Genomic DNA, 12,380 nt, shown 5'->3' on the forward strand with positions numbered 1-12,380 from the left:
GGGCGAAGGAGAGCGCGCCCGAGGTGGTCTCGTGACCGGCGATCAGGAACGTGATGACCTGGTTGCGGATATTGGCGAGGTCCAGGGCGGGTCCGCCGTCCCCCTGGCCTCCGGCGCTGAGCATCAGGCCCAGCAGATCGTCGTCGCCGCTCTCACCGCTCTCCGTCCGGGCGGCGATGACCTCGTCGACGACCGACGCGAGATAGTCGGCGTCGTGCCGGAAGGCCGCGTCCGTCGCCGAGTGGTCGGCGTCGGGGTCGCGGGAGAACTTCGTCATGCTCCATTCGAGGCAGCGCACCATCGCCTCGACGAACGGATGCTCGGTGTCGCCGCGGGAGAACGACTCGAAGTCGAAGCCGAACCCGGCGAGGCCGATGGTGTCCAGCGTCATCCGGGTCATGTCCTCGGCGACCTGCACGGGCGTGCCGTCGGCCACCCGCCGGTCCCAGGCGGCCATCACCCGGCGGGCGACCTTGAGCATCGCCGGGTGGTAGGTACGCATCGAGCCGAGCGCGAAGGCCGGCATCAGGACCTCGTGGGCCTTGGCCCAGTTGGGCTCCTCGTTGTAGGCGGTGAACAGACCGTCACCGGCGAACTCTCTGACGTTCTCCAGGACGACCGACACGCCCTTGGTGAAGCGGGACTCGTCGGCGGCCTCGGTGACCAGGTCCAGCGAGGAGAGGAACAGCGTCTCGCGGTCGCCGAACTTGCGCTTGAAGACCGGGCCGTGGATCCGGGCGAGGTCCATGGACTGCTGGATGGGCGTGTGGGTGAGCCCGGCCTGGGTGAGGTCGGCCACCGGAATGCCGTCATCGGCGGCGCATTCGCCGCCGTGGAGCGCGATGGTGTCGGTCATGTCTCCAGCGTGAGGGCCCTCCTACGCGGGTCACGGCCGGACAACTGCATGATTGTGCAGTGGTTTTTCGCTGCTCGTACTTGCGCGCGGACCGAAGAAGGAGCAATGGACAACGGGACTGCCAACGGAGCGCCGTACGGGTGCGCCGCCGCCGACGGCGCGGACAAGCCGTCCGATGAGAGCGGACCTATCGACCCGGCCGAGCCGTACGCGGGCGGTCCCTGGCGCAACTACTTCCTGATCCTGCTGGACCGTATCCCCACGCCGATCGCGGTGTGCCGGGCCCACGGTGAGGTGCTGGTCGCCAATCCGGCGATGGCCGCACAATGGGGCGCGGCCCCCGGACAGCTGCGCGGGCGCAATCTGCTGGACCTGTTCGAGCCCCGCGCGAAGGCGCAGCTCGACCGGCTCACCGAGGCCCTGCGCCTGGGGCGCCGTTCGCGCTATCCGGTGGAGGTGGGCTGGCGCGACGGGTCGGACGGCACGGAGCGGGAAGGGGAGCTGACGATCGATCCGGTGGGTGACCCTTCGGTGCATCCGCCCGCCCTGCTGGCGCTGCTGCGGGTCCGCGAGAGTGCCCCGCGGCCGGCGTCACGCGGTTCGGCGAGCCCTGTGGAGGCCCGGATCCTGGCACTGGCCGCGGGCGGCGCGACCACGGCCTCGATCGGTACGGCGCTGGGGCTGACGGTCGACGGGGTGAACTACCACCTCACCCGGCTGGCCCGCCGCTGGCGGGTGCAGGGCCGTACCGCGCTGGTGGCCAGGGCGTATGTGCTGGGCGTGCTGTCCCCGGACAGCTGGCCGCCGGCCCCCGCCTGACGGACCGGGCGACCGGCCGCGCGGCGCGGTGGCATGGCCCGGGGGTCCGGCCGCACGCATGTGCGGTTAACCTCCCTGGTGTGGAGGAGAACACCACCGCGCAGTTCGAGCGCGGAACGGACGGCCCGAAGGTCATCGTCGTCGGCATCGACGGCTCCGACTCGTCGTGGCGTGCCGCCTCGTATGCGGCCGGACTGGCCAGGCGTCAGTCCTCGAAGCTCGTACTGCTCTATGTCCAGCCGGTGCTGCCGGCCGGGGCGGCGATGGGCGCCCCGGTCGCGGACACGACCAACGAGGTTGCCGAGGAGCTGATGGCCGAAATCCGTCAGGCGACCGAGCGGCTCCAGGGGATATACAGCCTGCGCTGGGAGTTCCACACCCTGCGTGGTGACCCGTACAACGGCATGGTGCAGATGGCCGACGAGCTGAAGGCCGACGCGGTGGTGGTCGGCGCCTCGGAGTCGGCCGGGCACCGCATCATGGGCTCGGTCGCGGTGCGCCTGGTCAAGGCGGGCCGCTGGCCGGTCACCGTCGTACCGTAGCGCCCGGTCGAAACGGGTCGCCGGCCGGTCACCGTCGTCCCGTAACGCCTGGCCAAGACGGCTCGCCGGCCGGTCACCCGCCTCCCGTGCCGCGCGCCCGGACGCTCCGCTGGTGGGGTGGGCCGCCCTGAGGCACGGTGGACAGTGGACGGGCGGAGCGCCGCCCCGGCGAGGGAGACCACCGTGACCGACCGCACGTATCGCGTGACCGAGATCGTCGGTACGTCCCAGGAGAGCGTGGACGCCGCGATCAGCAATGGCATCAAGCGCGCCTCGCAGACCCTGCGCAACCTCGACTGGTTCGAGATCAGCCAGGTCCGCGGGCATATCGTCGACGGCGAAATCGACCACTACCAGGTCGGTCTGAAGGTCGGGTTCCGGCTTGAGGACGCCGATTGACCCCTCTCCCGTGTACGTCTCCCGGCGAGTCCCGGCAGTACTAGGGAGTCGCCTTCCTTAGTAGCCCCCGAGGGTCCATGATGATCCGCCGTCGGACCACGACGGAGCGTACGGAGGGATGACGCATGGGGCTGCGCGCGGGACAGGGCGTATTGCGCCGTAAACCGATCGAACACATTGAAGAGGCGGAAGGCACCTCGAACGAGCAGCTCACCCGGGCGCTCGGTCTGTGGCAGCTGACGGCCATCGGCGTCGGCGGCATCATCGGCGCGGGAATCTTCACGCTGGCCGGCACCGTCGCGAACGAGAAGGCCGGGCCCGCGGTCCTGGTCTCCTTCCTCATCGCGGGCATCGCGAGCGCCGCGGCCGCGTTCTCGTACGCCGAATTCGCCGGGCTGATCCCGAAGGCGGGCTCGGCCTACACCTACGGTTATGCGGTCCTCGGTGAGGTGGCGGGCTGGTTCATCGGCTGGGATCTGCTGCTGGAGTACACCGCCATCGTGGCGGTGGTCGCGATCGGCATCTCCGGCTACTTCGGCTTCCTGCTCGGCGAGATGGGCGTCAGCCTGCCCCCCTGGATGCTCGGTGCGCCGGGCACCGGCCCGGGGCACCGGGTGGACCTCTTCGCTGCGGTGCTCTGTCTGCTGATCGCCTATCTGCTGACGCTGGGCATCAAGAACGCCGCACGTTTTGAGACGATCGTGGTGGGCCTGAAGGTCCTGGTGGTCGTCACCGTGATCGTGGTCGGCTTCTTCCACATCAAGACCTCGAACTACCACCCGTTCTTCCCGTTCGGGGTGACCGGCGCCTTCACCGGCGCGGCCACCGTCTTCTTCGCCGTCTTCGGCTATGACGCGATGAGCACCGCGGCCGAGGAGTCCAAGGATGCCCAGCGCCACATGCCGAAAGCGATCATGTATTCGCTGGCCGTCTCCATGGTGCTGTACGTCCTGGCCTGCCTGGTGCTGACGGGTATGCAGAACTACAAGGACATCGACCCGGAGAGCGGCTTCTCGTCGGCGTTCAAGTCGGTGGGACTGAGCGGCCTGGCGGATGTCATCGCGGTCGGCGCGATCATCGGCATTCTGACCGTCATGTTCACCTTCATGCTCGGTGTGACCCGGGTGTGGTTCTCGATGAGCCGGGACGGCCTGCTGCCCAAGTGGTTCGCCAAGACCAGCGCCAAGCACCAGGTGCCGACCCGGGTGACCTGGATCGTCGGCTTCGCCTCCGCGGCCATCGCGGGCCTTCTGCCGATCGGCGAAGCCGCCGAACTGACCAATATCGGCATCCTGCTCGCGTTCGTGGTGGTCTGCATCGCGGTGATCGTGCTCCGCTACAAGCGCCCCGAGCTGCCGCGGACGTTCCGTACGCCGGGGATGCCGGTGGTCCCGGCGATCGGTGTGTGCTTCTCGATCTGGCTGATCACGTTCCTGGCCTGGCAGACCTGGGTGCGGTTCGTGGTGTGGTTCCTGGTCGGCATGGTCATCTACTTCACGTACTCCTACCGGCGCTCCAACCTGGCACGGGCGGAGGCGGAAGGCTCCGGCGGCCGGAGCGGCGGGACACAGCAGTGAGCCGCGATCACTGACCGGCGACGGCGGTGGAAGGCGGGGACCGGCGGACGAACTCCCGCCGGTCCCCGCCTTCTTCGGAGGTCGTCCTCCGAAAACTGTCCTCCGGAAGCCGTATTCCGGAGGCCGTATTCCGGAGGCCGTATTCCGGACTAGAAGACGAACGGCCCCGGGGACTGCGGAGAAGTGGCGGTGCAGGTGGCCGTGATGCCGAACACCACGACCTTCAGGGACGTGGCCTGCAGCCTGTCCCCCGCGGCGACCGTGCCGGTGAGCGGACCGGTCGAGACCTGGCTGCCGGCCGGGATCGCCGGGTTGGAACTGCCGGTGAACGTCGTGGTCCCGGAGCCGTTCTTGGTCAGGGTCAGCGTGGAGCTGACCGAGTTCGCGCCGACGTCTATCGGAGAGGTGATCGCCGACGTGGAGAGGCTGATGGTCGCGGCTGTGCCGTTCTGGGCCGCGGTGAGTGTCGCCGTGCCCGAGCCGAAGGCACCGCAGTTGAACGAGACGGTGGCGGTGCCGGGGGTGACTGCCATGGCGGCCGGCGCCATCGCGAGCGTGCCCGCGGCGGCGACGGCAACGCCGAGCGCCGTACCGAATCCGAGCGTGCCTGATCTGAGGTGTCTCATGGGGGTACCGCCTTCTTGAGGGGGGTGCAGGCCCATGGCACGGCCGTCGAGGGGTATGCGAGGGAACGGCAGGCGGCCACGCGGGGGCCGCGATCGGACCCCGTGCCGACCACCGTCCAGATCTGACGGATGGTCAGCGACCTGAATTGCTGACCATTGAGACACGCGCCCCTGAAGAGAGCAAGGCAGCCACCTCATGATTTTTGACGTGTCTGCACCAAAAAGAGCCAAGGCCGGCAGCCTGCCCGTCACACCCCTACCGCCCGGCACTGCCTGTACGGCCCACACGACCCACACGACCGATCGCATGATCCCGACCCCCGGACCCCGGACCCCGGATCCCGGCAAACGTCCATACACGCCAGGGGAGTTCATGGCGGTGGTGGACGCGGCAGCCGTGCTCCGCAAGGCTTGCGAAAAGCCCAGCCCCAGTCCGGCGGAGGACATCCCGGGGATTCGCACACCACGGGACCACGACGGCGCCCTCAACGACATCGGCACCGCGATGGTCGGCGGTTTCCTGGGCGACCATGGCCCCGGCACCGCAGCGCGCCACCACCGTCCGGCCTCAGGCGCGACCGCCCAGATCGGCTGAACCTCCCGCTCCGAAGGCGGCGATGACCGATCCGGGCGGTGCGCAGCACGCGGATGACCTTGGGGATGCAGTCCCGCGAGCATTGCCAGAATCTACATGGCGAGGATGAAAATCGACACTGTGTAGACTTTGAGACGGGGGAGCAGCTCAGCTCCTCGCAAGTCTCCTCAGGAGGAGCAATGCAGAAGCAGAACTGGCTCATCACCGGCGTCAGCACGGGCCTTGGACGTGCCTTCGCCCAAGCCGCCCTGGCCGCCGGTCACACCGTCGTCGGCACGGTCCGCTCCGAGGACGACCTGCGGGCCTTCGAAGGGCTCAAGCCCGGTGACGCTCACGGCCGCATCCTGGACGTGACGGACGACCACGCCGTCTCCCATGTGATCGCGGAGGTGGAGCGAGGCGTCGGCCCCTTGGACGTCGTCGTCGCCAACGCCGGCTACGGCCTGGAGGGCACCTTCGAGGAAACCCCTCTGGCCGAGGTGCGGCGGCAGTTCGAGGTCAACGTATTCGGGGCGGTGGCCACTCTGCAGGCGGCGCTGCCCCACATGCGTCGGCGCCGCCGCGGACACCTGATGGCCGTCACCTCCATGGGTGGGCTCATGGCCGTGCCCGGTATGTCCGCCTACTGCGGCAGCAAGTTCGCTCTGGAAGGCATCCTCGAGGCGCTGGGCAAGGAGGTCGCACAGTTCGGGATCCATGTGACGGCGATCGAGCCCGGCTCCTTCCGCACCGACTGGGCCGGACGGTCCATGTCGCGCGCCGCGCGGACCATCGACGACTACGACGAGCTGTTCACCCCCATCCGTGAAGCGCGCCAGAAGGCCAGCGGAAACCAGCTGGGTGATCCGGCCAAGGCCGGGGACGCCGTCGTGCACATCACGTCGGTCGACCAGCCGCCGGCCCACCTCGTCCTGGGCTCGGACGCGCTGCGACTGGTCACCACCGCGCGCACGGCCGTGGACGAGAACATCCGCGCGTGGGAGACGCTCTCCCGTACCACCGACTTCCCCGAGGGTGCTCAGCTCTGATGCCAGGCCACCACCCCGCGCGAAGCCGGCGCCCCGCCGAACGCAAGGGCGATGTCCGGGAGCGGGCCATTCTGGACACTTGCGAAGCTCTGCTGGCGCAGAAGGGCTACGACGCCATGACCGTCGGCGACATCGCCCAGGGTGCCGGCATCACACGCGGCGCTCTGTACTTCTACTTCGGCTCCAAGCAAGAAGTGGTTACGGCACTCGTGGCCCGGACCGTCGAGCACCTGTGGGAGCGCTCGCGGGCCACTGCGCAGACGGACGAGCCGCGCCAGGCCATCGCAGCAGCCATGCAGCGCACGGTCGAGTTGTGGAATGCGCACGGCCTGGTCATGCGCACGGCGATTGACCTGTCGTTGACCGTGCCGGAGATCGGCGAGCTGTGGAGCCATACAGCTGACTTGTTCATCACGGCCATCACCGCCGTCCTGGAACGTGCCGGCATCCAGGCCGGCAGCGAACCAGAACAAGCTTCAGCGATGGCACGCGCCCTGTGCTGGATGATCGAACGGACCTTCTACCACGCCTCGCAGGATTCCCGCGAGAAGCTGCAGGAGGCGTCCGCGACCTGCGCACACATCTGGCTGACCAGCGCCGGTCTGATCACCTGAGGCATCTGCCATGGACGGTGCGGCGCGGAACCGAACCCCATGGCTCCGCGCCGCACCGTCGGAGCGAAAGATCCATGCGCAACCGGGATCGGAGATTTAGGCAAATCCACGGACATGAAGTTACAAGCCATCAAGTAAAGATGGAATTCGGCACCCTGCCGTCGCTTCAGGCAACTCCCAGTGGCCACGTCGCAACACACCAGCCACACTGGCTCAACAGGGCGTCGTCGCCTTGTCCGTAGCCCGACACGTAACGGCTGCTGGCGGCCGCTTGGCCCAGAACGGCTTGTACGGCGCCTCCGTCGAAGCTACAGCAGTCTCGGCCTCCCACCGCCCGACCACCGAAGGCGCTGGCGCCTGTCCCCACCGCCTCAGGGCGACGGGCGCTTGCCGGCATCGAGCAGGCGTGCGGGTGTTTCACGAGCGAACACCCATGAAACGCTCGGGCGCGCATGCCCGCGCACTGCTCGTGTTGTCCAGGAACCCGTGGGCCTTGTCATGCGGTCTTGGTGCGGAAGGAGCGGAGGCCCCACGCGTAGCCGACGACGGCGATGACGGCACACCAGGCGAGAGCGAAGATCCCATTGTTGCCGACCGGGGAGCCGGTCAACAGCGCGCGGACGCTGCCCACGACGGGGGTGAAGGGTTGGAATTCGGCGAACCAGCGGATGCCGACGGCCATGGACTCGGTGGGCACGAACGCGCTGGACAGGAACGGCAGGACGGTTGAGATTATCTGGGTCATGCTGTTGGCGCCGGTGGGGGTCTTGGCTGCGAGGCCGATGGCAACGGCGAGCCAGGTGAGCGCGAAGGCGAAGGCGAGGATGATCCCAGCGGCGGCGAGCCAGGCGAGGGGGTTGCCGGCGGGCCGGAACCCGACGAGCAAGGCGACCAGAGTGAGCAGAATGGCCGCGAGGACGGTGCGGATGATGCCGCCGACGACGTGTCCGACCAGGACAGCGCTGCGGGCGATGGGCATGGTGCGGAACCGGTCGATGATGCCTTCGGACATGTCGGTGGACACGCTGACCGCGGAGGGCAGGGCTCCGGCGGCGACGGTCATGACGAGGATGCCGGGGGTGAGGAAGTCCACGTAGCTGAGCGTGCTGCCGGACCCGGAAAGGCCGGCTCCCACGTAGTCGCCGAAGACGTAGACGAACAGCACGAACATGAGCACCGGGAGGGCGACGGAGGCGGCTAGGAACAGCGGGTAACGGCGTAGATGTCGCAGTTCCCGGCCGACCATGGCGGAGGAGTCTTGGGTAGCGGTGGCGATCGTCATCGGTGGTCCTCGGTCTGCGCGGTGGTTCCGGTGAGGGCGAAGAACACGTCGTCCAGGTCTGGCGTGTGCACAGTGATGTCCTCGATGGGCAGTCCGTCGGGAACCCGGTCGAGGACTCGTTTGATCGCCCCGCCGTCGACTGTCATCGGGCAACGCAAAGTGAACGCGTCCCTGTCGGGGGTGCTGCCTGGGACCGACCGGGCCGCGGCGTGGAGGTCGGCGGATGTCGCAAAGCGCAGGGTGATGTGCGCGCCGGGTGCGAGTTGTTTGAGTTCGGCGGGAGTGCCATGGGCGACGACGCGGCCGTGGTCGAGCAGGGCGATCTGGTCGGCGAGCTCGTCGGCTTCCTGGAGATATTGTGTGGTGAGGAACACCGTCACGCCCTCGACGACGAGCTCGCGGACGATCTGCCACATCGTCTGCCTGCTGCGCGGGTCGAGCCCGGTGGTCGGCTCGTCCAGGAAGATCAGCGCCGGGTCGCCCATCAGGGTCATGGCGATGTCGAGCCGCCGCCGCATCCCACCGGAGTAGGTCGACGGGGGCCGGGACCCGGCCTCGCTGAGGTCAAAGCGTTCCAGCAAGCTGCGCGCCCGGGCTTCGCCCTCGTCACGGGCGAGGTGGTAGAGCTTCGCCATCAGCAGCAGGTTCTCCAGCCCGGTGAGCATGCTGTCCACGGCGGAGAACTGGCCCGTCACCCCGATCCCGGCCCGCACCTTGGCGGGTGCCGTGCGCAGATCGTGGCTGAGCACCTCAGCGCTTCCGGCGTCCGGGAGGCGGAGGGTGGACAGCACCTGCACCAGAGTCGTCTTCCCGGACCCGTTCGGGCCAAGCAGGGCCAACACCGATCCGCGCGGCACCGTGAGCGAGACGCCATCCAGGGCGACGTTCTTCCCGAACGCCTTGCTCAGGCCTGTCGCGACGATCGCGGGTGCGGCCGCACCGGCCCGCGGCGATATCAGCGCAGGTCCGGACACGTCACTGGTCACGACTCGCGCCCGTCGCTGAGGAGCCGTTCCAGCTCCGTCTCGGCGTCCTTGCTGCCGGCGTCGGAGAGCCGTTGCAGCTCGCGCAGATCGCGCCGTTCGACGGCACGGCGGGTCAGCAGTCGCCCGGCACGCTCGCTGCCCTCATCGAGCAGCTCGGACAGCGCGTCCAGGTCGCCGCAGGCGTCGGCGAGGTCGGCGAGAGGGTCCGGTGCGGTCTCGCCGCCTTCATCCAAGAGCGTGCGGAGGGTGTCTTCATCGAAGTCTTGATCGGTCATGAAACCAGCCTGCGACCTTGCCCCAAGGGCAAGGTCAAGGACGATGATGGGGGATGCTTACGATCGGGCAGCTCGCCAAACATGCCGGCGTGTCAACCAAGGCGATCCGCGTCTACCACGCCAAGGGCCTACTACCCGAACCGGACCGGGACGCCTCCGGATACCGGCGCTACGACGCGCAGGCGATCATCGACCTGACCCGGATCGTCACCCTCGCCCAAGCCGGCGTCCCGCTGGCCCGCATCCGGGACGTGCTGGACGCCGATGCCGACCAGGCCACGGAACAGATCGGCCGGATCGACGCCGAACTGCGCACCCGCATCCGCCAGCTCCAGCAACGCCGAGCCCGACTTCGCCACCTCGGCCGGCCCGACCGCCTCTGCCTACCGCCCGAGGCCATCGAGTTCATGGACCGCCTACGTGCCATCGGCCTGTCCGAACGCCACGAGCATGCGATCCGCGACGGCTTCATCCTCAGCTACGCCCTCGCACCCGACCTCACCCGAACCATCCTGCCCTCACGCACCACCCTGCTAGGCGACGACGAGTACGTTGCCGTCCTCCGCGGCTACGACGACGTCATCGACTGGAGCCCGGACGATCCCCGACTCAATGAGCTCGCCGACGCGGCGACGCGGCTCGCCCTGCGCATGACGATGGTCTCCGACCTCCCCGGATTCGACCGCGTGCCACCGGAGACCATTGGCCTTCTCGCCGGACACCTCGGCATCGACAGCCCCGCGTGGGAACGGCTCGACCAACTCATCACCCGGCGACTCACGACCGCCACAGGAGTCCCCAATACCAGCACAACCGGATAGCAGATCAGGCGGCTCCCCAGCCTCTGCTCGTCTCTGCCGACGGGCCGTGCGCGACGGTAGTCGGGGTGCCGTTAACGAACGTGTCACCAGCCACAAATGAGCGAAGTGCCGCAGGTGAGGGCGGCTACGGCTTGGCCGGGTCGGTGCTCTGGCGCAGGTGGCGGTAGAGGGTGGGGCGAGTGACGCCGAACTCATCGGCGCCTGGTCGCATTCACCCGATGGGCTGATAACAGCGCCAACGATCGCGTCTCCGCCTGACATGAAGGGGATCCTGGGGCGTATGAAGAAGTCTGCCTTAATAGCCGCTCCGCTCGCCCTCGCCGCAAGCCTCGCCTTCGCCCAGACCGCCAGCGCCGCCCCCGCGGATACGCCCACACCAGCCCTGGGCTGCGCCCAGGTGCTCAACCTTGACAAGCCGCCGTTGGGCACCAACATCGACGCAATCAACCGCGTTGCCGCGGCACTGGGCGCCTGCCCGGAGTTCCGAACCGCCTCGGGGCCGTGTGCCAAACGCCCGAGCAGACCGACGCCGAGCACGGCGTAGTCAACTACCCTGGCGATGGCCCGGTCATCCTGCGCAACACCGGATCAGCCCTGTTGCAGGAGTACTGCACCAACTCAGTCAGCGAGGCCGGTGGGACCGCCCCGCTCCCCGGCACCAACATCACCGATGTTTCTCCGGGGTACCACGAGCGTGCGGTTGGAGTTCCCGCAGCTCAGGAGCGGTCGGGAGCACTTTAGTCGATGCAACAGATGTGGTGCACGAGTTTCGGATCTTCCCCCGGTCCCAGGTTGAGGCGACGAAGACCACGGCCGCCGTCAGAGAGCACGAAGCCCCCCTCCTGCAGCCAGCAGGAGGGGGGCGGTTCAAGGTGCGGCTAGTCCCAGTTGCACTGGTGTTGCAGGAAGTAGACGAGGCTCGTGGCCTTCTCCATGCCCACGTCGGCATGCCAGGATTCCAGGTCCCAGGTCGGTCCCGTACTCCAGCCGCTGTCGTCGAGGGGATCCTCGACGACGAACTTCGAATGGCAGGCGAACTGCTCGTAGAGGGCCCTGTGCTCCGTTTCGCTTACGTCGTTCGGGTAGGGAACCACGCGCCACAGCTGCGCCCAGGCCCCTTGGAAGTCCGTGCGCGCGTCACGGAACCCGGCCTCCGTGGGAAATGGCCGGACCACAACATTGCTGGTCCCGTACGGGATTTCAACCCGGACCTGCTTGAACCAGTCGGTGCCTGTGGTACCCGAGTAGCCCACGCACTCGCCGTGACATCCCTCCACGCCGTTTCCGGCACTCCAGAAGATTGACAGGTTGTTGGACGAGAACTTCTGGGTGACCGCCTTGTTTGCCTCGTCCGAGCCTTCGTCGGATGTCGGGTAGCCGAACGGTCCGCTCTCCCCGCCGTACTTCCCCCACAGTTCGCCAATCTTTCCCCATACGGGGTGGGCGCCGTGAGAGAGGGTGGGGTGCCAGTAGATCGTGCCGCCCTCGAACTGTTGGCGCTTGCCCACGCCGTCACCGTTGGTCAGCTCGTCGCCGACCGGATAGCCCAGGGCCCCGGCCTCCCATTTGAGAGTGCCCCACTTGTCGCCGATGGTCCCCCATACAGGGTGCGCACCCGTCGTGGCCTTCCAGTAGATGGACCCGCCCTTGAACTGCTGCCGTCTGCCGACACCGTCCGGATTGGTTAGCTCGTCGGTGAGCGGGCAGCCGAAGACACCATCGGACCGGCCGAGGCTGATGTATTTGGCCAGGATGTCGCCGCCGACCTGGTGTCCGCAGATCGACTCGCCGTCGTCGGCAGTTGCGGGTGCCGCCTGAACGCTGACGGTAGCGACGAGGGCCGCAAGGACCGTGAAGACCGCCTTGAGTGCGGGAATTTTCCGTGAAGAAGAAGGAGTGGTTGTGGCCATATCTGGCTCCTTTCCAGATCAACACCGTACGAGGAAAAAAAGAAGCCGGG

15 protein-coding genes are annotated in these 12,380 nt (G+C 67.9%); 9 read left to right on the forward strand and 6 right to left on the reverse strand.

Annotated elements, in window-relative coordinates:
* Positions 1-856 (reverse strand): cytochrome P450 (locus ACWGJY_RS30075; RefSeq protein WP_453264016.1); only part of this gene is annotated, 856 nt, incomplete at its 3' end.
* A gap of 105 nt (positions 857-961) precedes the next feature.
* On the opposite strand from ACWGJY_RS30075, the gene ACWGJY_RS30080 reads away from it, so the two are divergent.
* From ACWGJY_RS30080 to ACWGJY_RS30095, 4 genes are all read left to right on the forward strand, one after another.
* Entirely contained in the window at positions 962-1,675 is a 714-nt protein-coding gene (locus ACWGJY_RS30080; RefSeq protein ID WP_453264017.1) for a PAS domain-containing protein, read from the forward strand.
* Between the two features lie 80 nt (positions 1,676-1,755).
* Positions 1,756-2,217 (forward strand): universal stress protein, encoded by a 462-nt coding sequence (locus tag ACWGJY_RS30085; protein ID WP_453264018.1) that lies wholly within the window; start codon positions 1,756-1,758, stop codon positions 2,215-2,217.
* A gap of 183 nt (positions 2,218-2,400) precedes the next feature.
* On the forward strand, positions 2,401-2,616 hold the full coding sequence (locus ACWGJY_RS30090; protein WP_453264019.1) for a dodecin: 216 nt from the start codon (positions 2,401-2,403) through the stop codon (positions 2,614-2,616).
* Between the two features lie 125 nt (positions 2,617-2,741).
* Entirely contained in the window at positions 2,742-4,193 is a 1,452-nt protein-coding gene (locus ACWGJY_RS30095; protein ID WP_453264020.1) for an amino acid permease, read from the forward strand.
* 149 nt (positions 4,194-4,342) lie between these two features.
* Here ACWGJY_RS30095 and ACWGJY_RS30100 read toward each other — a convergent pair whose 3' ends face one another.
* On the reverse strand, positions 4,343-4,819 hold the full coding sequence (locus tag ACWGJY_RS30100) for a hypothetical protein (RefSeq protein WP_453264021.1): 477 nt from the start codon (positions 4,817-4,819) through the stop codon (positions 4,343-4,345).
* A 373-nt stretch (positions 4,820-5,192) separates the two neighbouring features.
* On the opposite strand from ACWGJY_RS30100, the gene ACWGJY_RS30105 reads away from it, so the two are divergent.
* The 3 genes from ACWGJY_RS30105 to ACWGJY_RS30115 all read left to right on the forward strand — a co-directional run bounded on the left by ACWGJY_RS30105 (position 5,193) and on the right by ACWGJY_RS30115 (position 7,056).
* On the forward strand, positions 5,193-5,414 hold the full coding sequence (locus ACWGJY_RS30105; protein ID WP_453264022.1) for a hypothetical protein: 222 nt from the start codon (positions 5,193-5,195) through the stop codon (positions 5,412-5,414).
* A gap of 179 nt (positions 5,415-5,593) precedes the next feature.
* Positions 5,594-6,442, forward strand: coding sequence for an oxidoreductase (locus tag ACWGJY_RS30110; RefSeq protein WP_453264023.1), 849 nt, complete (start codon positions 5,594-5,596; stop codon positions 6,440-6,442).
* Entirely contained in the window at positions 6,442-7,056 is a 615-nt protein-coding gene (locus tag ACWGJY_RS30115; RefSeq protein WP_453264024.1) for a TetR/AcrR family transcriptional regulator, read from the forward strand. The genes ACWGJY_RS30110 and ACWGJY_RS30115 overlap by 1 nt, the downstream gene beginning before the upstream one ends.
* A gap of 496 nt (positions 7,057-7,552) precedes the next feature.
* On the opposite strand, the gene ACWGJY_RS30120 is transcribed toward ACWGJY_RS30115, so the two are convergent.
* From ACWGJY_RS30120 to ACWGJY_RS30130, 3 genes are read right to left on the reverse strand one after another with little or no spacing between them, the layout of a single operon-like run.
* Positions 7,553-8,338 carry an ABC transporter permease gene (locus ACWGJY_RS30120; protein WP_453264025.1) on the reverse strand — a complete coding sequence of 262 codons (786 nt, stop codon included), beginning with the start codon at positions 8,336-8,338 and terminating at the stop codon, positions 7,553-7,555.
* Positions 8,335-9,324: an ATP-binding cassette domain-containing protein gene (locus tag ACWGJY_RS30125; protein ID WP_453264026.1), complete on the reverse strand. Its 990-nt coding sequence runs from the start codon at positions 9,322-9,324 to the stop codon at positions 8,335-8,337. The genes ACWGJY_RS30120 and ACWGJY_RS30125 overlap by 4 nt, the downstream gene beginning before the upstream one ends.
* Positions 9,321-9,599 carry a hypothetical protein gene (locus tag ACWGJY_RS30130; protein ID WP_453264027.1) on the reverse strand — a complete coding sequence of 93 codons (279 nt, stop codon included), beginning with the start codon at positions 9,597-9,599 and terminating at the stop codon, positions 9,321-9,323. Before ACWGJY_RS30130 ends, ACWGJY_RS30125 begins: the two co-directional genes overlap by 4 nt.
* Positions 9,600-9,652: 53 nt before the next feature.
* Between ACWGJY_RS30130 and ACWGJY_RS30135 the strand changes: the two genes are divergently transcribed.
* Together ACWGJY_RS30135 and ACWGJY_RS30140 are read left to right on the forward strand one after the other, a co-directional pair.
* Positions 9,653-10,420, forward strand: a complete 768-nt coding sequence (locus ACWGJY_RS30135; protein ID WP_453264028.1) for a MerR family transcriptional regulator — start codon at positions 9,653-9,655, stop codon at positions 10,418-10,420.
* A 280-nt stretch (positions 10,421-10,700) separates the two neighbouring features.
* Positions 10,701-10,964: a hypothetical protein gene (locus tag ACWGJY_RS30140; RefSeq protein WP_453264029.1), complete on the forward strand. Its 264-nt coding sequence runs from the start codon at positions 10,701-10,703 to the stop codon at positions 10,962-10,964.
* A gap of 334 nt (positions 10,965-11,298) precedes the next feature.
* On the opposite strand, the gene ACWGJY_RS30145 is transcribed toward ACWGJY_RS30140, so the two are convergent.
* On the reverse strand, positions 11,299-12,330 hold the full coding sequence (locus tag ACWGJY_RS30145) for a hypothetical protein (RefSeq protein ID WP_453264030.1): 1,032 nt from the start codon (positions 12,328-12,330) through the stop codon (positions 11,299-11,301).
* Positions 12,331-12,380 lie beyond the last annotated feature (50 nt).

The organism is Streptomyces sp. NPDC054765, assembly GCF_053612065.1.

Bases quoted from the DNA above. Each gene is read 5' to 3' on its own strand.
- ACWGJY_RS30080 (WP_453264017.1), top strand. From the start codon at position 962: ATGGACAACGGGACTGCCAACGGAGCGCCGTACGGGTGCGCCGCCGCC.
- ACWGJY_RS30095 (WP_453264020.1), top strand. From the start codon at position 2,742: ATGGGGCTGCGCGCGGGACAGGGCGTATTGCGCCGTAAACCGATCGAA.
- ACWGJY_RS30100 (WP_453264021.1), bottom strand. From the start codon at position 4,819: ATGAGACACCTCAGATCAGGCACGCTCGGATTCGGTACGGCGCTCGGC.
- ACWGJY_RS30105 (WP_453264022.1), top strand. From the start codon at position 5,193: ATGGCGGTGGTGGACGCGGCAGCCGTGCTCCGCAAGGCTTGCGAAAAG.
- ACWGJY_RS30110 (WP_453264023.1), top strand. From the start codon at position 5,594: ATGCAGAAGCAGAACTGGCTCATCACCGGCGTCAGCACGGGCCTTGGA.
- ACWGJY_RS30115 (WP_453264024.1), top strand. From the start codon at position 6,442: ATGCCAGGCCACCACCCCGCGCGAAGCCGGCGCCCCGCCGAACGCAAG.
- ACWGJY_RS30120 (WP_453264025.1), bottom strand. From the start codon at position 8,338: ATGACGATCGCCACCGCTACCCAAGACTCCTCCGCCATGGTCGGCCGG.
- ACWGJY_RS30130 (WP_453264027.1), bottom strand. From the start codon at position 9,599: ATGACCGATCAAGACTTCGATGAAGACACCCTCCGCACGCTCTTGGAT.
- ACWGJY_RS30135 (WP_453264028.1), top strand. From the start codon at position 9,653: ATGCTTACGATCGGGCAGCTCGCCAAACATGCCGGCGTGTCAACCAAG.
- ACWGJY_RS30140 (WP_453264029.1), top strand. From the start codon at position 10,701: ATGAAGAAGTCTGCCTTAATAGCCGCTCCGCTCGCCCTCGCCGCAAGC.
- ACWGJY_RS30145 (WP_453264030.1), bottom strand. From the start codon at position 12,330: ATGGCCACAACCACTCCTTCTTCTTCACGGAAAATTCCCGCACTCAAG.